This is a genomic window from Buttiauxella cochleicola (assembly GCF_021283185.1).
GTDB classification, from domain to species: Bacteria; Pseudomonadota; Gammaproteobacteria; order Enterobacterales; family Enterobacteriaceae; genus Buttiauxella; species Buttiauxella massiliensis.
This window is the reverse complement of the sequence record NZ_JAJSOS010000008.1, coordinates 23,367-44,454: the sequence shown is the minus strand read 5'-3', so window position 1 is coordinate 44,454 and position 21,088 is coordinate 23,367. Positions and strand designations below refer to the sequence as shown.

Annotated in this window: 19 protein-coding genes; 11 read left to right on the top strand and 8 right to left on the bottom strand. The window is 50.9% G+C overall.

All coding sequences use genetic code 11. The features are described from left to right. Positions 1-45 precede the first annotated feature (45 nt). Both LVQ76_RS13605 and LVQ76_RS13600 read right to left on the bottom strand, forming a co-directional pair. Complete coding sequence (locus tag LVQ76_RS13605; RefSeq protein WP_232865447.1) at positions 46-1,197, bottom strand: BamA/TamA family outer membrane protein; 1,152 nt, start codon at positions 1,195-1,197, stop codon at positions 46-48. Continuing rightward, entirely contained in the window at positions 1,194-2,807 is a 1,614-nt protein-coding gene (locus LVQ76_RS13600; RefSeq protein ID WP_232921864.1) for a mechanosensitive ion channel family protein, read from the bottom strand. Before LVQ76_RS13600 ends, LVQ76_RS13605 begins: the two co-directional genes overlap by 4 nt. Positions 2,808-3,031: 224 nt before the next feature. Here LVQ76_RS13600 and LVQ76_RS13595 point away from each other — a divergent pair, with 224 nt between their 5' ends. The 10 genes from LVQ76_RS13595 (at position 3,032) to LVQ76_RS13550 (ending at position 14,278) form a co-directional block, all read left to right on the top strand. After that, positions 3,032-4,126 carry a GGDEF domain-containing protein gene (locus LVQ76_RS13595; RefSeq protein WP_232921863.1) on the top strand — a complete coding sequence of 365 codons (1,095 nt, stop codon included), beginning with the start codon at positions 3,032-3,034 and terminating at the stop codon, positions 4,124-4,126. A gap of 369 nt (positions 4,127-4,495) precedes the next feature. Further along, positions 4,496-6,085 (top strand): arylsulfatase, encoded by a 1,590-nt coding sequence (locus LVQ76_RS13590; protein WP_232904693.1) that lies wholly within the window; start codon positions 4,496-4,498, stop codon positions 6,083-6,085. A gap of 46 nt (positions 6,086-6,131) precedes the next feature. Beyond that, positions 6,132-7,427 carry an anaerobic sulfatase maturase gene (locus tag LVQ76_RS13585; RefSeq protein WP_232921862.1) on the top strand — a complete coding sequence of 432 codons (1,296 nt, stop codon included), beginning with the start codon at positions 6,132-6,134 and terminating at the stop codon, positions 7,425-7,427. Next, positions 7,424-8,422 carry an AAA family ATPase gene (locus LVQ76_RS13580; protein WP_232921861.1) on the top strand — a complete coding sequence of 333 codons (999 nt, stop codon included), beginning with the start codon at positions 7,424-7,426 and terminating at the stop codon, positions 8,420-8,422. The genes LVQ76_RS13585 and LVQ76_RS13580 overlap by 4 nt, the downstream gene beginning before the upstream one ends. Next, positions 8,422-9,327, top strand: a complete 906-nt coding sequence (locus tag LVQ76_RS13575) for a DUF58 domain-containing protein (protein ID WP_232921860.1) — start codon at positions 8,422-8,424, stop codon at positions 9,325-9,327. The genes LVQ76_RS13580 and LVQ76_RS13575 overlap by 1 nt, the downstream gene beginning before the upstream one ends. Further along, on the top strand, positions 9,328-9,768 hold the full coding sequence (locus LVQ76_RS13570) for a DUF4381 domain-containing protein (RefSeq protein WP_232921859.1): 441 nt from the start codon (positions 9,328-9,330) through the stop codon (positions 9,766-9,768). Further along, positions 9,761-10,738 carry a VWA domain-containing protein gene (locus LVQ76_RS13565; protein ID WP_232904697.1) on the top strand — a complete coding sequence of 326 codons (978 nt, stop codon included), beginning with the start codon at positions 9,761-9,763 and terminating at the stop codon, positions 10,736-10,738. Before LVQ76_RS13570 ends, LVQ76_RS13565 begins: the two co-directional genes overlap by 8 nt. After that, positions 10,735-12,258, top strand: a complete 1,524-nt coding sequence (locus LVQ76_RS13560) for a vWA domain-containing protein (protein ID WP_232921858.1) — start codon at positions 10,735-10,737, stop codon at positions 12,256-12,258. The genes LVQ76_RS13565 and LVQ76_RS13560 overlap by 4 nt, the downstream gene beginning before the upstream one ends. Further along, complete coding sequence (locus LVQ76_RS13555) at positions 12,255-13,271, top strand: oxygen tolerance domain protein (protein WP_232921857.1); 1,017 nt, start codon at positions 12,255-12,257, stop codon at positions 13,269-13,271. Before LVQ76_RS13560 ends, LVQ76_RS13555 begins: the two co-directional genes overlap by 4 nt. Then, a complete protein-coding gene (locus LVQ76_RS13550; RefSeq protein ID WP_232921856.1) occupies positions 13,268-14,278 on the top strand; it encodes an HAD family hydrolase in 1,011 nt (336 codons plus the stop codon). The genes LVQ76_RS13555 and LVQ76_RS13550 overlap by 4 nt, the downstream gene beginning before the upstream one ends. A 50-nt stretch (positions 14,279-14,328) precedes the next feature. Here LVQ76_RS13550 and LVQ76_RS13545 read toward each other — a convergent pair whose 3' ends face one another. The 6 genes from LVQ76_RS13545 to LVQ76_RS13520 all read right to left on the bottom strand — a co-directional run bounded on the left by LVQ76_RS13545 (position 14,329) and on the right by LVQ76_RS13520 (position 19,925). Further along, on the bottom strand, positions 14,329-14,850 hold the full coding sequence (locus LVQ76_RS13545; protein ID WP_232921855.1) for a GNAT family N-acetyltransferase: 522 nt from the start codon (positions 14,848-14,850) through the stop codon (positions 14,329-14,331). A 3-nt stretch (positions 14,851-14,853) separates the two neighbouring features. Continuing rightward, complete coding sequence (locus LVQ76_RS13540; protein ID WP_232921854.1) at positions 14,854-15,123, bottom strand: type II toxin-antitoxin system TacA family antitoxin; 270 nt, start codon at positions 15,121-15,123, stop codon at positions 14,854-14,856. 184 nt (positions 15,124-15,307) lie between these two features. Further along, the gene (gene cspE, locus LVQ76_RS13535) at positions 15,308-15,520 is read right to left on the bottom strand and encodes a transcription antiterminator/RNA stability regulator CspE (protein ID WP_034461105.1); all 213 of its coding nucleotides are present in this window, start codon (positions 15,518-15,520) and stop codon (positions 15,308-15,310) included. 308 nt (positions 15,521-15,828) lie between these two features. Continuing rightward, positions 15,829-16,665 carry a shikimate dehydrogenase family protein gene (locus LVQ76_RS13530; protein WP_232921853.1) on the bottom strand — a complete coding sequence of 279 codons (837 nt, stop codon included), beginning with the start codon at positions 16,663-16,665 and terminating at the stop codon, positions 15,829-15,831. Between the two features lie 2 nt (positions 16,666-16,667). Beyond that, positions 16,668-17,984 (bottom strand): MFS transporter, encoded by a 1,317-nt coding sequence (locus tag LVQ76_RS13525; RefSeq protein WP_151994149.1) that lies wholly within the window; start codon positions 17,982-17,984, stop codon positions 16,668-16,670. Between the two features lie 75 nt (positions 17,985-18,059). Then, complete coding sequence (locus LVQ76_RS13520; protein ID WP_232921852.1) at positions 18,060-19,925, bottom strand: bifunctional sugar phosphate isomerase/epimerase/4-hydroxyphenylpyruvate dioxygenase family protein; 1,866 nt, start codon at positions 19,923-19,925, stop codon at positions 18,060-18,062. A gap of 193 nt (positions 19,926-20,118) precedes the next feature. Here LVQ76_RS13520 and yghU point away from each other — a divergent pair, with 193 nt between their 5' ends. Then, a complete protein-coding gene (gene yghU, locus LVQ76_RS13515; protein WP_232865432.1) occupies positions 20,119-20,985 on the top strand; it encodes a glutathione-dependent disulfide-bond oxidoreductase in 867 nt (288 codons plus the stop codon). Positions 20,986-21,088: the final 103 nt, after the last annotated feature.

Below are 21,088 nucleotides of genomic sequence, written 5' to 3'. Positions count from 1 at the left end.
CGTTCTCTTTGATATTTGCATGGTCAGTCAGGCGGCAAATTCCCTCTATAGCCCCGCCCCCACATTGAAATAAACGGCTTGTTCGCTGTCGCTAAAGGCGACATCAATCCCGGTGTGCAATCCAAACTTGCGCGCAATCAGGTAGCGAAACCCACCGCCATACGCCACTTCGGTTTTATTAAACAGATCGTCGGCCTCTTTGCTGGCGCTTCCTGCCCCCACAAAACCCTGCAACACCCAGCGCGGCGTCATTTGCCATTCAAGCTGGGTTTGCGCAGTGCTGACATAATCTCCCTGATAGCGATACTGCGAGATGCCTCGCAATTTGATATAGGGCCGTGCCATCGGTGGCAAATGCCGGTCATGGTTTGAAAGTGACTGATAATTCCCGGCCAGCACCAGCGTGAAATCGGTGCCAAGCGGTTGGAAATATTTGCCGTCGAGCGTCAACATGTCGTAGCGGTAATCACCACCGAGGAAGCTGCTATAAAACTGGTATTCCGCCGTGGCTGACAGCCCGTTGTGCGGGTAGAAAAAGTTATCGGTGGTGTCATATTCCATGACCAACCCAAGCGCTGAAGAAGCGCTCTCCTCACCCAAAACACGCTGCAATGCGCGGCTAATAACCGGGTTATCCGCAGAGATTTTGGTATCTGCGTAAAACTGTGAAGCGCCGATAAAGAATGGCGTATCAGCTACTCGGAACTGCAATTTTTGCATACCGCCGTAGCCTTTGGTTTGCGTACTGATGCCCTTTCCTCGAGAGAATCCTGCAACGTCACCTGAATAAATATCAAGATTTACATCGGCATAACCGAGTGCGACCAAATAACGGATGCTGTCATTGTTCCAGGTATGGCGATGACCACCGCCAACAAACCAGGTGCCATTTTGCGTCGCGCCCCCACCGAAAGCCGTGACTGCAGGCGGGATAGTTTTTCCACCGGGATGGTTTTTCCCGGCTTCACTGTCCGGCGTATCATGCAAGAAAAGGCCAAACAATCCGCCGCCGTAACCTACCGCAGGCTCGGTTATCACCACCGGGACCGGCAAAAAGCCGTAACGGTTGTCACTAAGGTATTCGCTCATATCCAGCATACCGTCCACCTCATCAATCAGCCCGCTGGCACTGGCGACCAATGGCTGTGACAAGCCCACGCCAAGAAGCAGTGCTAACGAATAGCCAGACCTTTTCACGAAGGCTTCTCAGGCTGGGTGGCAGGCGCAGCAAACCAGTTATCACGCGCCACCATCACCGCACCTTCCGGCTGGTTAACAAAATTCGGCGACATAATCTGCACGTTGAATTCGTTAAACACATCCTGAATATGGCTGTGCAATTCGCTCTTCACGCCAGCCAATGATTCACCCACGCGTAATTTGACCTGTAATTCGTATGCGATGTACCAGTCCATCAAATTGAGCTGGCGAACCAGCGGTGGTGTACTGGGATCAATGCCTTGTGTACGTTTAGCAGCCAGCTCCAGCATGGCGTGAACCTGCCGCCAGGGCGTGTCGTAACCGATAGTGACACTGGTTGTCAGATTGACGCCAGAACCTGGATTCTGAGCGCTGAGGTTAGTGATTTTCCCACTCACGACCACCGCATTCGGCACCGTGACGATGTAGTTTTCACGTGTGAGGATTTTGGTTGCCAGCATACCGACTTCATTCACCAGCCCTTCGTTATCGCCGATGCGAATGACATCTCCTTTGCGTAGAGCACGGGAATAGGTCAGCACCAGGCCACTCATAGCGTGGTTCATCACCCCCGCCGAGCCGAGCGTTAGCATCAAACCGAAGAACACACTGATGCCTTTAAAAGCTAGCGAGTTCGCACCTGGCAAGAACGGGTAAGCGGCTGAAAGTGCGAACAGCCAAACCATCACGGAAATGAGTTTGCGTGTGGCTCCGACCGTTTCCGGATGCAAACCAGGCACCGTCAATTTGCCGCTTTCAACACGTGCTAAGAGTATTTTCAGTAACTTGAGGATAAATGCGGTTAGTAAAAAGATAATCAAAACAATTAATAAACCGGGGAAGGCCGAAACTATCGATAAGGCAATTTTCTGAATAACACCAATCGACCAGTCACCTAACGATTCCCCCCAGACTCGCGTCCACGGGTAAAGCAGGAAGATCCAACTCAACCAGACATAAAATGCGGCGATTCCCAATAAAATCATAAGCAAACCGTAAAGATAGCCTTCCACGGCCCCCACTAACTCGCGCCATTTAGCCGGGATTAAGCCCTTTCTCTGACTGGCTCTCCCTTCAAAGTAGCGTTTGACTCTTTTCCAAGACTTGAATGCGCCGTAGAACAGCACACCTAAAGCGAATGTGGCCGCCACGGTTTTTACCGTCGCGATGGCAAGATAGGAGGAAGAATATTGATCTTTGAGTGACGTTCTTTGTTCATCAAGACGCACTAATACACGTTGAGCAGCCTGGTCGAGTGTTAAGTCATCGCCCTCATCCAGATCGCCTTCGGTCAGTAACATCAACACCTTGCCATTAATCGTGAATAGCCGCCCCTGCTGGTTATAGCGTTTTACCGGAGTGATTTGCACCGGCTGGCTGATGTCGTCTTCATGTAACGAACGTAAAGTCTGGCGGATACGCAATACGCGTTCCTCAGGAGTGGTCAGGCCAAACTTTGCCTGCAACATGACAATCGGTTGATGAAAGATATAAACCGTGCGTGCTTTATCTTGCTCGGAAGGTAGTTGCCGTGGTTCAGCCGCTTGCAGCGCGCAAGAGGCGTACAGAGTTGTCCATGCCAAAAAAATCAGCAGCGCCCTAATCATATTCATCACCCGGAAAGGAAAGAATTTTGTTTTATTATTCAATCACACGAGATTAATCGCACTCGTCTAATATCTGCTTTGAGCATAGACCAGCATTAAGCATATTCAAGATAAATGGAGAGATGTTAACGAGTTACCAGATGTGGACTTCAATAGGTGGTATCACTTATGCATGCACGGTATTATTAAATGGATTAGTTAAATTTATTAAAGGAGCTGTACCTGTGGACATTAATCACAGCACTGGCGAAAACGTCATTACCAGTACCAAAGGCTACATGTGGTTTTTGTCACTAAATATCATTTTCTGCGCCTGGTTATTCTTACGCGATACCCACCACAATGGTCTGGAATCCCTCCCATTAGTATTACAAATTCTCTGTGGTTGTATCATGTCACTTTCATTAATAAACCTGATTGTGACCGTCAATATAAAGAAGAACATTAATGAGGGTTTTTATCACAAAATCCTTCCCGCCATTGTGCTGGTTTTGGGATTGTTGTGGGCGGTATTATTCTTCAACTTTACGCTCTACTACCAAAGCCCGCTCATCACATTAATGATGACCATCATGGTGTTATTACCAGCCACGATAACGTTCTTCATCTCTGGCCGACTGCTATTTCTCTTTTCTACACCGCTGGTGCTTTCACTGCTGTATGTTGAAATTTTCTTAAAACATAACTTCAGCCTGCCACAATTTATCGGTGCCATCATCATGCTGCTGGTTATCTACTCCGCGCGCTACATTTTGCTCGAGTGGTATCAGCGCGTTCAACGCAGTGAATATGAAAAAAATATCCTGATTAAAAAACTGGTGCAGCAGGCGCACTATGACGCTTTAACCGGGCTATTTAACCGCCTGAGCCTGACTCGCTTCTTTGAAGAATGCGTAAGCTCACTTTCAGGGAATAAAAAAAAGCTGTTCATGATTGTTATGGATATTGATTTTTTCAAGCAATACAACGATGTATACGGCCATGTTGCAGGCGACAAATGCCTGATAAAAGTCTCACAATGCATTGAGAAATCACTAAGAAAAGAGAGCGATAGTGCGTTTCGTTTCGGAGGTGAAGAGTTTGTTGTACTGACGGTGTGTGATGATATTTCTCAGGTCAAAGCGATAAGCCACAGGATTCAGCAAAATATTGCTCATGCCCACATTCTTCATAAGGGTTCAGACGTCTCTTCAGTACTCACCATCAGCCAGGGTATTGCACAATGGCAAGAGGGAATGGCACTGGAAGCACTAGTAGAACAGGCAGATCAGCAGCTTTATAAAGCTAAGAAAAATGGCAGAAACCGCGTTTGCTTTTAAATGTTAATAATCACAAGAAAAAATCAAATTTAATCATGTGATATATCTTAACTTTGCTAATTATAATCCACCGGGAAAAGGGAAACCCTCCCGGTCATTTCTTTTAATCCCCTCACAAATCTCATTCAACTTTAGGCTCTGACGTTTAATATTAAACTAATTTGTTAAGAATCCCTTTAGTCCCAAATGGTACTGTATATATCTTCATTTATTAAGTATCAATCAGTTAGATAACCCTTCTTGTTTTTCAATTTAATAATAGTTGCAACACTCTTAATTATGAATTTTTCATGGTAATTCATAATGTAATAGCAAGTTTCAACCCTTGACTATACTCATTCAGTCCCCTAAATGAACGGAGTCCCAAAGATGCTTAACAACGTCCCTTTCAAAAGGACAATGATTGCCAGCATGCTTACTTTGATGTCTGGCGCAGTGTCCTCTGTTAATGCCGCTCCTGCTACCGCCTCGCCCGAAAATGCACCGAAACAAGACACATCAAAACCCAACATCGTGGTTATTTTCGGTGATGATATTGGTTACTGGAATATCAGTTCCTATAACCAGGGAATGATGGGTTATAAAACACCGAACATCGACAGCATTGCTAATGAAGGTGCCAAATTCACCTCCTATTATGCAGAGCAAAGCTCCACAGCAGGGCGTTCTTCGTTCATTACCGGGCAAATGCCATTCCGTACCGGGATGAGTAAAGTCGGTATGCCTGGCGCGCCACAGGGTCTGAGCAAAGATGACCCGACCATTGCCAACATCCTTAAACAACTCGGTTATGCCACCGGTCAGTTTGGTAAAAACCACCTTGGTGACCGCGATGAATTCCTGCCAACTGCACATGGTTTCGACGAATTCCTCGGTAACCTCTACCACCTGAATGCTGAAGAAGAACCCGAAAACCCGGACTACCCGAAAGATCCTGAATTCCGTAAAGAATTTGGCCCACGCGGCGTCATTAAGAGCACCGCCGACGGCAAAATTGAAGATACCGGCCCTCTTACCGTCAAGCGTATGGGCACAGTCGATGAAGAGACTCTCGCAGCCAACAACGACTTTATGGAGCGCCAGACCAAAGCCGGTAAGCCATTCTTTACCTGGTTTAACACCACGCGCATGCACAACAAAACACACCTGAAAGATGCAAGTATCGGCGTAACGGGTCTTGGGACGTATGCAGACGGCATGGTTGAGCATGACAAGATGGTCGGCGAGGTACTGCAGAAGATTAAAGATCTCGGTATCGAAGACAACACCATCATTCTCTACACCACCGATAACGGCCCGATGACGGCAACCTGGCCTGACGCAGGTATCACGCCATTCCGTGGCGAGAAAAATACCGGTTGGGAAGGCGGCTTCCGTGTACCGGCAATGATCAAATGGCCGGGGCATATCAAACCGGGCACCTTGATTAACGATATCTTCGGCAGTAATGACTGGTTCCCAACACTGGTCGCGGCGGCTGGCGTCCCGGATATCAAAGAGCAACTACTGCAAGGCTACAAAACACCGTCAATCACCTACAAAGTCCACCTTGACGGCTATAACCAACTCGACTTCCTACAAGGCAAAGGCGAAGACCCTCGCAAAGAGTTCTTCTACTGGAGCGATGACGGCGACTTGCTGGCCATTCGTTACGGCCGCTGGAAAGCACACTTCATGATTCAGGAACACACCGGGCTTGATCTGTGGCGTTATCCGTTCACGAAACTACGTGCGCCAATGATCTTCGACCTGGAAGTGGACCCGTTAGAAAAAGCTTCTGACGGTATGGGTTATCAGAGCTGGTTCTATGACCGCATGTTCCTGATGGGCGGCGCTCAGAAATATGTGAAAGAGATGCTGGCGACCTTTAAAGACTACCCACCGCGCCAGAAACCGGGTTCCTTCACGGTTTCCGATGCAGCGGCGATGATTGAACAAGGTTCCAACGCGAATAATTAAATCAGTCAACCGGGTGGGAAACTGCCCGGTTTTTTAGGGGATAGCCATGAAATACAGCACTACATTGCCGGTTAAAGCATTACCGTCTGCTGAAAAATACGATGGCAAAGGCCCTGAATACAAACGCCGCTTTCACGTCATGGCGAAGCCGAGCGGCTCCACCTGCAACCTCGACTGCACCTACTGTTTTTACTTGAGTAAAGAAGATCTGCTACATCAAGACCGCCACACCGGCATGAGCGACGAAGTACTGGAAAACTTCATTCGCCAGTACATTGACGGGCAAGATGGCGAACAAGTGGTTTTCTCCTGGCAAGGGGGCGAACCCACGTTGATGGGCCTCGAGTTTTTCGAAAAAGTCGTCAAATTCCAGAAGCAGTACCAAAAGCCCGGCCAGCGCGTCGAAAACGACCTCCAAACCAATGGCGTGCTGATTAATGACAAATGGGCTGAATTCCTCAAAGAACACCGTTTTCTGGTTGGCCTGTCGATTGACGGCCCACGAGAGTTACACGACCGCTATCGCGTCACGCGCAGCGGAAAACCAACGTTTGATAAAGTGATGAAAGGCGTTGAAGCGCTCAAAAAATACAAAGTCCCTTTCAATGCACTCGTCACTGTAAACCGCACCAATGCTCGTTTCCCGCTAGAAGTTTACCGCTTTGTCACCCAAGAACTGGGCGCGACCTACGTGCAATTTAACCCGTGCGTAGAAGCGGTAGATTTCAAAGTCACCGCCCCGCAATTCTGGCGCGATGAAACCATCCCGATTACTGGAACACGCCGCGCAAAACCGGGCGACCTGGATTCCATCGTCACCGACTGGTCCGTTGACCCGGACGACTGGGGCACCTTCCTGAAAACCGTGTTTGAAGAGTGGGTGAACAACGATTTAGGCCGCGTGCAGGTTAACTTGTTTGAAACCGCCGTCGCCCAAACCATGGGCATGCCCGCGCAAATTTGTACCGCTTCTGAATTCTGCGGCAAAGGTCTGGCAATCGAAAAAAATGGCGATATCTATTCCTGCGACCACTACGTTTATCCCGAATACCAGATAGGCAATATCGAAAATACCAAGCTCGCCCACCTGGCCTTTTCTGAGCGGCAGAAAGCCTTTGGCATGGGTAAAAAAGAGACCCTGCCGGAATACTGTAAGCAGTGCCCGTACCTGAAATTGTGCTGGGGCGAGTGCCCGAAAAACCGACTTGTCCGCACGCCGGACGGCGAGCAAGGCCTGAACTATCTTTGCCCCGGAATCAAAGCTTTCTTCAATTACGCCGAGCCGATTCTTGTTGGGCTTGCCACTCTTTTGAAACGCGACTTTGCAGGATTACGCAAATGACTAACAGAGAGAAACTGCTTGAGCTTGAGCAGCGCATGAACGAACAAGTTCTTGGGCAAGAATCGCTGGTACGCATGTTGATTGTCGCCCTGCTTTGCGACGGCCACGTGCTGCTCGAAGGCTTGCCGGGACTTGCAAAAACACGTGCGGTGCGTGAACTCGCTAAGCACGTTGATGGCGAATTCCGCCGCATTCAGTTCACGCCGGATTTGCTGCCGTCGGACATCACCGGCAGCGAGATTTACCAGCAAAATGCCACCCGTGAAGAAGACCAGTTCCGTTTTCGCCCAGGCCCGGTGTTTGGCAACATCATTCTTGCCGATGAGATAAACCGTGCTTCAGCACGCGTGCAGTCAGCACTGCTTGAAGCGATGGAAGAGCGCCATGTCACCGTGGCTGGGAAAACCTGGTCGCTACCGGGCATTTTCATGGTACTGGCAACGCAAAACCCGGTCGACCAGGAAGGCACCTGGCCTTTACCAGAAGCCCAGCTTGACCGCTTCCTGATGAAAGTCCTGGTGGATTACCCGTCCAAAGAGAACGAACAAAAAGTGATGCAACTGGTGCGCACAGAGCAACAGCAAAAGTACCAGGCAGGATCGGTTGATACTGGGGAAAAACCGCCGGAAGCTCTGATGTTATCGCAACAGGATATTGCTACCTGCTGGCAGGAAATCTCTGCGGTTTACGTCGCCCCAACTATTGAAAACTACATCGTGAACCTGGTGGATATGACCCGTCATCCACAAGGTGTTAGCGATACTCTCGCCAGTTACATTACTTTTGGCGTCAGCCCTCGCGGCACACTGGCACTTGACCGTTGCGGTCGGGCGCTGGCCTGGCTTGAAGGCCGCGATGCGGTATTGCCGGAAGATATTCAACATGTCGCACCTGCGGTGTTGCGCCACCGCCTGATGTTGAGCTACCAGGCCAACGCCGATAACTGCTCGCCAGATGATGTGATTCGGATGTTGCTTGATGCAGTGGTGGCGTGATGGACAACGCATTGCAGGTGGACAGAAAAACCCTGATGGCACTGGCAGGCGAAGCACGGCTGTTATCAAACCCGCCGGGGCAAATCCCACCGGGGGCGCTTGCAGGTGAACGCGTATCACGCCAACAGGGGCGTGGGCTTAATTTTGACAGCCTCAGGCGCTATCAACCCGGTGATGATGTGCGGTTGATCGACTGGCAAGCTACAGCGCGCCTGCGATCGCCATGGATCAGGCTCTACAACGAAGAGCGCGAGCGCCCGGTTTTCTTGATAGTCGACCAACGCCTGGATATGTTTTTTGCCACTCGTGGGCAAACCAAATCCGTCACCGCCGCCAAAATTGCTGGCCTGCTGGCATGGCGCAGTTGGCATGATGGCGATCGTCTGGGTAGCGCGATTTTCAGCGATACCCAATACAGCCTGCAAAAATGCCGCTCTCCGAAGAGCAATCTCCCTGCCGTACTTGATGATGTGCTGCAATACAACCAACAGTTACCCGAACGCTATCCCGATGAAATGCCTGCCTCTGTCACGTTGACTCACGTACTACAACACGCAATTCAGCTGATCCCCAGCGGATCGTGGGTGGCTGTCATCAGCGATTTCCACGATCTGGATGCGCCGAGTGAGGCATTACTTGCAGCCCTGAGACGACGCTGCGAGATAAGCGCCTTTGTGATCCTCGACGATCTCCATCTTAAACTGCCCGCGCAAGGTGATTTGGCCGCCAGTTATCAGGGGCGTGAAGCTGCATTCTCCCTTTCACCCAGCTTAAAAGATGAGATTGCGCAGAGCATAACTTCCCGACTTTCCGGCCTGCAAAACCGGCTCACACGACTTGGGATCCGCGTAAATCAGATAGTGGTCGCGCAGGATCTTCTCAAGCAGCTACAAAAGGGAGTCTGAATGCTGGAGAAAGGATTTAGCGTGCCGGAGCTGTTAAACCCGGCGCTTCCAAAAAGTTTCTCCTGGTTCCCGCTGCCGCCAGGCTGGTTTGTTCTCGGTGGCGTATTGCTTATCGCGCTGATGATATTTGGGTTATTTCGCCTCGCACGCTGGCGGCGCAATGTGTGGCGTCGTGAAGCACTGGCGGCATTACAACAACCCCACAGCGCCGATAGCTGGCTGGAACTGATCAAACGCATTCTGCTGATGCACCAGCCGCGCAGCCAAATTAGCCACACACTTTCTCCAGAACAACTCTTGCGGCAGGTGGAAATCGACGCCGATTTGCGCCAGCAACTGAGCGCCAAATATTGCCAGCCGGATAACCAACTCGACGCAAGCCAGGCTGCACGCCTGCAAAGCCAATTGAAAAACTGGCTGGAGAAACTGCCGTATGTCTGAGTTTCTGAGCCGCATAGATTTCGCCTGGCCGTGGGCCTGGTTATTGATTTTCTTGCCATTGATTGGCCGCTATTTTTTGCCACAAGACCGCGAAGTGAAAGAGCATGTTCGCGTGCCATTTTTGCCAGAATTAATTGATGAACTAAAGCTCAATAGCCAGCCGGTGCGCAGCAGCAAATTTGCAGGCTTGATGTTCTGGCTGGTGTGGCTTTTGTTGCTCGCCGCCCTATCGCGCCCGGAATACCTGACGCCACCACAGCATATTCAAAAACCGATGCGCGATGTGGTGCTAATTCTTGATGTCTCCGGTTCGATGGGCAAAAACGACGTGCAGGGCGGGATCACACGTTTACAGGCGGTTCAGGAATCGGTGCGTAAATTCGTCGCGGCGCGTAAAACTGACCGCATCGGGCTGGTGATTTTTGCCAGTTCGGCCTGGCCGTTTGCGCCAGTCAGCGAAGATAAACAGGCGCTACAAACCCGTATCAACCAATTGGCTCCCGGCATGATTGGCCAGCAAACCGCGATTGGTGACGCATTAGGCGTGGGTGTGAAACTGCTCGACAGCACCACCAACAAAGACGCCAGCAAACTGGCTATTTTGCTCACCGATGGCAACGACACCGCCTCGCAATTAGCCCCACCGCTTGCCGCGCAACTGGCCGCAACACATCATGTTCAGGTGCATACCATTGCTTTTGGCGACCTCAACAGCACCGGCGATGACAAAGTCGACCTCCCGCTAATGCAGGAAATTGCACGCATTACCGGAGGCAAATCCTGGACTGCCGCAGGCTCCGGCGCGGCGCTCGATAGCGTCTGGAAGGAAATCGACGCCATCACGCCGGTGCAGGTGAAATCCATCGGCTGGTCGTGGCATATTCCGCTGTTCCAGTGGCCGCTAATGCTCGCGCTGGTATTGCTGATTTTGCTCGCTATCGGTCGTTTTGTTCGGGGGAAAACAGCATGAGTGATTTCCATTTTGTTTATCCCTGGCGGCTACTCGGCCTGCTGATTTGCGCTCTGTTGTGGTTTATCAGCACCGGGCAGCGCAGCGCCTGGCACAAGATTATGGACAAGCCTTTCGCTAAGGTGCTGATTATCGGGCGGCAGAAACGAATCACTCAGGTTTTACCATGGCTGTGCGCATTAGGCGTTATCGGGCTGGCAGGCCCAACATGGCAACGCGAATTGCCTGCGGCTTTAACGCAGCAAAGCAATATGATGGTGGTTCTGCAACAAGACCCGGCAATGTACGCGCAGGATCTCGCACCCAGCCGCCACCAGCGTATGCAAAGCAAAATCATGGCTTTAATGAACCGCTCTACCGGCACGCATTTTGGCCTGGTGGTGTACAACAGCCATGCATATTTAACGACCCCGCTCACTTCAGACCCATCGTTTTACGCGCTGTTTTTGCATGCCCAAAGCCCGAATTTACTGCCAGAAGGTGAAGGATCGGGACTGAAGCAGGCCATCGCCCTTGCGCTGAAAAGCATGCCGGCAACACCGAATATGCCGCGCAATATTTTGCTGGTCGCCGACACCGTTTCAGCGCAGGACGCGGCCTGGCTTGCACAACTTAAAGCGCCGATTCAAATCTGGGTTCCAGGCACCGCTCGCGGCGGCGAACTACCGGAAAGCTACGCCCAGCGCGGCATTGATACCCGGCTTAACGTTGAACGTTTCAGTCAGATTCGCGACGGAGGTATTCCCGTAACGCTTGTGACCAGTGACGACAGCGATTTATCCGTCATCACCAGTCATATCCAGCAATCGGTTAGTGCGCAAAACAATGCACGCGGTGATTTGCACTGGAAAAATAGCGGCTATCTGCTGGTTATCCCGATGCTGATTTTGTTGTTGCTTGGGCGGCGTCAGTTGATTTGCTGGCTCATTGTATTGGTGCCACTGCTCTATCTGCCACAAAGCCAGGCCGCATGGCAGGATGCGTGGATTAGCCCGGATATGCAGGGGCAGGTAGCTTTCAAAAATGGTGATTACAAAAAAGCGGCTGAACGCTTCCAGGACCCACTCTGGCAAGGCATTGCTTACTACCGGGCGGAGGATTTTGTCGCCGCCACTTCAGCATTTCACCAGGCACCACAAACCGCTGAAACCCTGTTATGGACGGGTAATAGCTATGCCCAGCAAAAGCAGTGGCAACAGGCAATCAACAGCTATGACCGCGCGTTAAGCCTGCGACCAGACTGGAAAATGGCGCAACAAAACCGAGCTGCAATCGCCAAAATCATTATGGAATTGCGGCAAAAAGAGCGCGATCGCCAGGCGGCCCAAGGCAAAGAGCAAGACTACAAACCCGATGAGATTAAGCATGATTTGAAGAAAGATCAGGGCGTGAATCAAAAGGATGTTCAACCGGTTGAAAGCAGCAGCCCGCAGGTTAACCAATGGTTTGAAAACCTCGAAGTTTCCCCGTCCGGCCTGCTGGAAAATCTCTACCGCGCCAATACGGAGGAGACACCATGAGAGCCTTGTTGATTCTGCTTTTGCTGGCGGTACTTCCAGCCCGTGCAGCAATGGACATCACACGTGAACTCGAGGTGCCGCAACATGTTGTGCCGGGACAGCCGGTACGTATCGCTATTACTTTCTGGACAGATAGCTGGTTTAACCCGCCGCCGGAGTGGCCTGATTTTAAAATCGAAAACGGCTCGTTAATGAGCACACCGCTACCAAACCAGCTGTTAAGCCGCCAGAAAAATGGCATCAGTTGGAGCGGGATTCGCCTGGAAAAACAGGTCACGGCATGGGATCAAGGCGTGCTGAGTCTACCTGCGGTAGAAATTACGCTGACATCACCAAACCAGCCGCCGGTAACGGTGCAATTGCCAGAGTTGAAAAAAGAGGTGGTCTGGCCGAAAGGCGTTGAGCAGCCAGACCGTTTCTTACCTGCCAGCAACTTAACGTTAAGTCAAAAAATCACTCAGTATCACGCCAGTAAAGACACGACTCTGCACGCCGGAGATGTTGTGGAACGTGTTGTCACGGTGAAAGCTAACGGAATTGTGGCGACGCAAATCCCGCAATTGCTGTACGCCATTCCAGGTACAGAAACCCAGCGCCTGACGCCTGTAAACACGATGCTGAAATCTGGGCGCGGCGAAATCGAAGGCGCACAGCGTGAAGAGACATTGCGTTATCTACCCTCACAGGCAGGAACCATCACGCTACCCCCCATTAAATTGCGTTGGTGGGATACCGCCAATCAGCAATGGCAAGTCGCGCAACTACCCGGTTCAACGATGACAGTCGCACAAGCACGCGCGGCCGGTAGCGAATCGGCACTACGCGGCACGACAGGCCAGGATAAATGGCAAACCGTGCTGGTTATCAGCGCCATTGCCTTCCTTTTGCTACTCATCTGGTTTACGCGACGCCTGCTCATGCGCTGCCTGAAATACCTGCATCATGCCTGGCGACGCTTCTGGAGCCCGGTTCAACTGCCCGAACTGACTCCCACCAAAAGGGGTGAACGATGAAAAATAAATTATTACTCAGCGCTCTGATCTTCAGCGCTATTGGCACAGCACAGGCCGCCGACCCGCTCTCCGCCTGGAACGATACCGCCGCAAAACAAGCTATTGAGCAGTGGGTGCAAAACGCAACCAACAAAGATCGCTCGACCTTTATTCCACCTGAGAAACGCTACGTTGTGTTTGATAACGACGGTACTTTGTGGCCTGAAGCACCTCTGACCTTCCAGTTACAGTTTGCTATTGATGAAGTGAAACGCCTTGCACCTGAGCACCCTGAATGGAAGAGCGACCCGATTGTAAGTGCTGTGCTGAACAACGATTTGCAAAGCGTCGCTGCCGCAGGTGAAAAAGGGTTGATGCAACTGCTGGAGATAACGCACAGCAATATCACCACGGATGAATTCGACCAACGCGTCAGTAACTGGGTAGCCAGTCATCGTGATAACCGTTTTGGCTGCCATTACGACCAGATGGGCTACCAACCGATGCGTCAGTTGCTCGACTACCTGCGCGACAATGGTTTTAAAACGTGGATTATTTCCGGCGGCGGCATCGATTTTATGCGTGTCGTGGCGCAGAGGATGTACGGCATCCCGCCAGAACAAGTGGTGGGATCATTCTCACTGAGTGAGTTTTCGCTAACGGACAACGGCACGCAACTGCGTAAAACCATGAAAGGCGCGTTTAACGACGATGCTGCCGCCAAGCCGGTCGCCATTCATCTATTTATGGGCCAACGCCCGGTTGCAGCATTTGGTAACAGTGACGGCGATTTGGCGATGATGCAGTACACCGCAGCAAACCCGGACTACAAAACTTTCGGCTTACTGGTCCACCATACGGATGCAAAACGTGAATATGCGTACGACAGTCATCCACCAGCCAGCGGAAAACTGGTTGAAGGGTTAACGGTGGCGAAGGAAAAAGGTTGGACGGTAGTGGATATGAAGCAGGACTGGAGAACGGTGTTTGACCCGAAATCCTGTGTTCCGGAATCGCCAAAACAGTAAATCATAGGGTGGATAAGCATGAACGCCATCCACCTTAAAATGAAGTCTTCTTATTCTGCGAACAACTGTTCGATGGACTTAGTGGGGTAGAAAAGCGAATTCGCATTGTCGCCTACCAATGCAGTAAATCCGAGTTTGAGATAAAACTGCATCGCCCCCGCGTTAATGGCATCCACAAACATTCCGTGAATCCCCACCGCCTGTGATGCAAGCCAGGTCGTTTTCATCGCGTGCGTGACAAGCGTTGTGCCCCACTCTTGCCCATGAAGATCTTTATGAACCGCCAGGCGCCCTAACGTGACGCTGGGAACATTGGCATAAGGGACTTGCCGCTTCTGGGTATTCGACGGAAGTGTCGCCTTTTCAAAGCAGCTGCCCGACAACGTATAGTAGCCGAACACTTTCGATTTCTGCTCTTTAGCAACAAGCAAGTAGCCGCGTAAGATACGGCCACTATGCTGACGTGCAAGATGATTGGTTAGAAAAGTATTCAACGATTCTTCACCGCAATCGAAGCCGGAAAAATCGTATTCAGCATCCTGCGAAAAAATCTCAATCATCATGTCAGCCACGCATTACTCCATATTTTGTAAGCGTTTAGCGGCACTTTTAAGCCTGGCGTTCGGTGCAGGCGGATTGCTGAGAGCCTCCATCACCAAATCCCACGATTCTTCATTAAGAACCAGACGGCGATGTTGCTCAATGACTTGTGCAGCACGTTCAGAAGCGCTGGCTACCATAAACTGAGTGATAGTCTGGTTGGACATTGCCGCAGCTTCTTCGATTAAGCTCTTGTCGTCGTCAGTTAATCTGAGATCGATGCGCTGTTTTTTTAATCCTGACATAGTGCGCTCCATAACTGCTCGCGTTGGCATAGGAAATTATGTACGGTGTTTTTCCGTACGCTGACTATAGAGTGGAATGAATAAATTTTCAACAAGTGATCCGGTGGGGAACCGTATCGGACAGAAACGAAAAAACCCGCCGAAGCGGGTTTTTAAATTCTTTAGAGCTTAGTTAACGCTAACCTTACAGGCTAGTTACGTTACCAGCTGCTGGGCCTTTAGCGCCGTTCTCGATGGTGAAGGAAACTTTCTGGCCTTCATCAAGAGATTTGTAACCGTCGTTCTGGATTGCAGAGAAGTGAACGAACAGGTCTTTAGAACCGTCGTCTGGAGTGATGAAGCCGAAACCTTTATCAGCGTTGAACCATTTTACCAGACCAGTCATTTTGTTAGACATGTGTATTACCTTTTGAATTGAGTGTGCCTTACGGCGATTTGGTATGCTTTACAGATTTTATGAAGCGGTAGAGGAGCACACGACAAAGGGTATCCAGGGATGACTCTTGAAGGACTGCTTTACTAGGTTGCTTTAAAGGTCTGTACGTCAAACCGATGGGGCGTATTAACTCATGCTTAGGCGATGAATGACAAGGATTATTTTAGCCGTCCACAGCTCTATAGCTAAATTACGTCTCATTTACCGTTTCGTTTAGGGGGTGCGAATGGCATCCTTTCGCCCCCATCTACAGCTACCTTAACCAGTTGTTAGTAATCAATTTTAGCTACGCGACGCAATGCTTCTGGCGTCACTTCTGGCAGGCCAAAAAACTCCATATATGCAGGAATCATCTCAAACAACATATCTGTTCCAGGTTGTATCTGGCAGTCTCTTTTCATGGCTGCCTGCAAAAATGGCGTGATTTCGCTCTTCATTACCACCTCTCCCACGAAGGTTCCGGGCGTTATCGAGCTAACATCCACCGGTAATTCGTCACCGGCATTCATACCCAACGGCGTTGCGTTAACGACAATGGAAAACTCTTTCGGGTTGCGCAACCCGGTAAGCACCTTAAGAGACGGATAATGGCTACGTAGCCGTTTTGCCAGCTCTTCGCAGCTTTCAGCCCGGCTATCAAACAGCGCCAACGTATCAACCCCGGCAGCCGCCAGAGACGCTGCAATAGCGGAACCCACGCCACCGCTACCCACGACTAACGCACGCGCTCCACCCACCTGAATACCTTTGCGCAACACGCCACGCACGAAACCGTCGCCATCAAACATATCGCCACGCAATGAGCCGTCCGCCTCAAGGCGAATGGCATTACACGCCCCGGCAATTTGCGCCGTTGGGCTCATAGTGTGAACTAGCTCACAAGTTGAAACTTTATGCGGCATCGTCACCAACGCGCCAATAATATTGGTCATGCGAAAGAGAGAAGGAATCAACTGCACATAGTCTTCTGCCCTCACCCCCATCGGCACCACTTTGATATCTATGCCTTGCTCATCAAACCAGGGGTTGTAAATCATCGGTGCTTTGAAAGTGGTTGTCGGGTAGCCCAGGTGGGCGATTAAACGAGTATTGCCACTGATATCCATAATTAGTCCGCCAGCTCAATACGTTTGATATCGCCAAGAATAAAGACGTAAGCGAATACGCCCAGCAACGCGGCACCGCCGATGTACACCAGCGCGTAGAAGAAGTTACCGGTCGCCGCAACGATAAAACCAACAATCAGTGGCGTGATAATAGAAGCCAGGTTTGAGCAGAAGTTAAATAACCCGCCGGTTAAGCCCGCTAAATTTTTCGGGGCCATATCGGATATCAGCGTCCAGCCGAGTCCCACCATGCCTTGCCCAAAGAACGCTACCGACATCACCGTAATCACCAGCGCATCGGTTGGCATCCAGTTAGCCGAAATAATCAGACTGGCCATCAACAGCCCAGAAATGATCGGCAATTTACGGGCGATATTCACCGAACCGGTACGTTTGAGGATTTGGTCGGAGACCCAGCCACCAAACATCACCCCCACTGCGGCGGCTAGGAACGGCAAAATGGCGAAGAAGCCCACTTTCAGCCATGGCATATGGCGTTCGGTAGCAAGGTAGGTTGGAAACCAGGTCAGGAAGAACACCAGCGTCGTGTTCCCGGCAAACTGGCCAATGCCCGCACCGAGGATTTGGCGGCATTTAATAAGCCTTGCGACATTCGCCCAGCTAAAGTTCATCTTCGGTTCAGGCTCGGCCTCTTTGAGATCGTGACCGATGTATTCAAGCTCAAGACTGTTGGCAGTTTTGGACTCGTGCGGTTCGTGATAAAAGCGCCACCACACCAGCACAAACAAAATGCCCACGACGCCAACGGTGATAAACAACGCACGCCAGCCGAAGGTTTCCATAATAAAGAACAGCAACGGCGCAAACGCAGCAAGGCCAATGTATTCCCCAACGGTATAAACCGCCGTAGCGCGCGCACGTTCATGCTGCGGGAACCATTTCCCCACCACACGACTGTTCACCGGGAAGCATGGCGCTTCACTAATCCCTAAACCTAAGCGGCATAGCAGCAGCGTTTTCAGGCCAACGGTTAAACCGTGGAACAGGGTAAATGCCGACCAGAAAAACAGTGCCAGCGCATAGGTGACTTTATTGCCAAAGCGGTCAAGGAAGATGCCGCCTGGGATTTGCATTGCCGCGTAAGTCCAGGCAAACGCCGAGAACACAATCCCCATCGTTGCCGCGCCGATGCCAAGATCGGCACTCAGTTGCGGTGCAGCAATACCAAGCACGGTACGGTCGAGATAGTTAATCATGGTTCCGATAGCCAGAAGGGTCAGGATAACCATTCGGGTACGGGTTCTTTTTACAACACCAGTTTTCTGGGCAGCGATGTCGCCCTGGCCATAACTCGCCATGGTTTTTACCTCGGTTATTTGTAGGTTACAGGTGTCTTATTGAACCTTAAGGTTCATTTATTGTTGTAAATCGCATTAACGCATTTGCATAGCGGCCAACCGCACGGCGGCGTTGGTTGCACCGTATTGCTGATAATCCCCCCGCCGTTCAACTAATTCAAAGAAGAAACGGTCCGGGCGGAAAGGTGGTGTATAGGCATGCAAAAACTCATGCTGATGCGCATCTCGTTCATAAAGAATATCCAGGCGATCAAGACCTTGCAGCAATGGGTTATTTGCCCCGTAACGCGCCAGCAAATCGTCATAATAGTTTGCCGGAATCGGCAGCAATTTCAGCCCTTGTGATTGCAGTCCTTCTACCGTCGCGAGCAAATCATCACAGGAAAACGCGGCGTGTTGCAGGCCCGTGCCCTGATAACTGGCAACCGAACGGGCAATTTGCGTATCAAGGCTGTGCGACATATTCAGCGGCAAGCGGATCGAGTGACAAGGGCTGTGCATCACCTGGCTTCTGACCAGACCATACGGATCTGGCACGCTCAGTTCGTTATCCAGTTCAAAGCCGAATACCGCGCGGAAAAACATAATCCAGTTATCACGGCTGCCTTCTACCAGCCCTAACGCCAGATGATCAATCCCAAGTAAAGTGCCCTGGTTGGTGGTTTCTGAAAGGTTAAAATCGGTTTGATAAATATCGCTTTCACCCTGCTCTGGTGCCTCTATCAGATAAATCAGGCTACCGTCAGGCGCACACACTGCCGCCAGTGCACGCTCATCTGGCCCATGCTTTTCATGCCAGATCGGGTAACCGTAATCCTGCGCCCGTTGCACTACATTTTCCGCCCCTTTCACGCGCCACGCCATCGCGCACAGCGAAACACCGTGGCGACGATGAAACTCATCCGCCCAACTGTGCGATTGATGATTGATAATCACGTTCACGCCGCCGTTGCGCCACAGTGAAACGTCTTTGGAACGGTGCTCTCCGGCATGGTCAAAACCGAGCGGTTGCAGGGCTTCTCCCAATGCGACGGCATCTTTAGCGTCGGTGGCAAACTCTAAAAACTCAATGCCCTGATAACTGGCCTGGGTTGCGCTATGGAATAGTTGCGCATCAATTTGCGGATTAGCATTCCAGGTCTGCTCTTCCAGCCAAAGCAGCGAGCGATAACCATCTTTGGCCGTTGGTGCATTTGGCGTAGCACGGAAACTGTCGTTGAAAATCTCCAGCGACCATGGGCCACGGTAGCCTTTTTCCGTCAGCAAGCGGGTAAATTCGACCACCGGCAATTCGCCCTGGCCTGGGAAGCAACGGAAATGGCGGCTCCATTCGAGCACATCCATTTTCATCAACGGCGCGTCGGCCAGTTGCAGGAAGGTAATTTTATCGACCGGAATGTCATCGAGATTAATCAGTTGGTCACCCAACGAAAGCACATGGAAGCTGTCGAGAACCAGTCCCAACGCCGGGCTGTTGACCTGTTTTACACGCTCCCATGCCTGGCGATAACGGTTCACATGGGTGCCCCACGCCAGCGCTTCATAGCCAACGGTTATTTCATTACGTTGGGCTAACTCAGCCAAATGCGCGAGGTCACTGACCTGCAAATCAAGATTCGGCGAACAATCGGGTGCCACGTTGCTACACAGCAGCATGGTGTTGCACCCCAGCTCGTGCATCAGGGCAAACTTACGCCGCGCACGTTCCAGATTGCTGGCAAACTGCGGGCGTTCCGCGCCTTCGAAATCGCGGAACGGCTGAAACAATGTAATAGTCAGCCCGAGATCGGCCGCCATTTTTCGCACATCGGCAGGCGTGCCTGGGTAATAAAGAAGATCATTTTCAAAGATTTCTACACCGTCAAAACCAGCAGCCGAAATTGCGGCCAGTTTTTCAGGCAACGTGCCAGAGATAGATACGGTTGCAATTGAACGCTGCATGATGGCTCCTGGTCTGTCGGGATAAGTCGGTTAATGTTGTATCATTTGGTTCATATTGCAAATTTATAGTTAATTTATTGTTACCCCAGATCACACCTCAGAAAGTTAAAAAAAATAGCGGGCGATTACCGAACAAAACAAAGTGGGGTTACACTTTTCAATCTCTCACTGGCAATCAAAAGGCAGACACAACATGTCAGATAATAACTATCAGCCGCCAAAAGTTTGGACTTGGCAAAAAGGCGAAGGCGGCACCTTTGCTAACATCAACCGTCCGATAGCGGGCCCAACTCACGAACGCACGCTACCAATCGGCAAGCATCCATTGCAGCTTTATTCACTTGGCACACCGAACGGGCAGAAGGTGACTATTCTGCTTGAGGAGCTTCTGGCTCTGGGTGTAAGCGAAGCTGAATACGATGCGCATCTGATTCGTATCGGTGAAGGGGATCAATTCTCCAGCGGCTTTGTAGACGTGAACCCGAATTCAAAAATCCCGGCACTCATGGACCATTCGGTAACACCACCGATTCGCGTGTTTGAATCCGGCGCAATCTTGCTCTACCTGGCGGAGAAATTCGGCCATTTCCTGCCTAAAGATCTCGCCGCACGCACTGAAACCTTGAACTGGCTGTTCTGGTTACAGGGTTCAGCGCCATATCTGGGCGGTGGCTTCGGTCATTTCTATAATTACGCACCAATGAAAATTGAGTACGCAATTAACCGCTTTGCTATGGAAACTAAGCGCCAGTTAGACGTGCTCGACAGGCAGCTGGCGACACATCGTTTTATTTCAGGTGATGAATATACGATTGCAGATATCGCCATTTGGCCGTGGTACGGCAGCCTGGCAAAAGGCGGGCTGTATAGCGCGGCTGAATTCCTCGACCTCGCTTCGTACAAAAACTTCGTACGCTGGGCCGATGAAGTCGCAAGCCGCCCGGCGGTTAAACGTGGGCGCATTGTAAACCGCACCTTCGGTGAGCCGTCTGAGCAGTTGCATGAACGCCACGATGCGTCGGACTTTGAGCTACGTACCGAAGATAAGCTGGCGAAGTAGACACAGCTGCACTCAACCACGCCCTGCAAGTTTTCAGTATGCAGGGCGTAAAAATTTAAAATTAAACAAACTATGGGTGGTTTAAGCCTAACCGTTGCAGGTA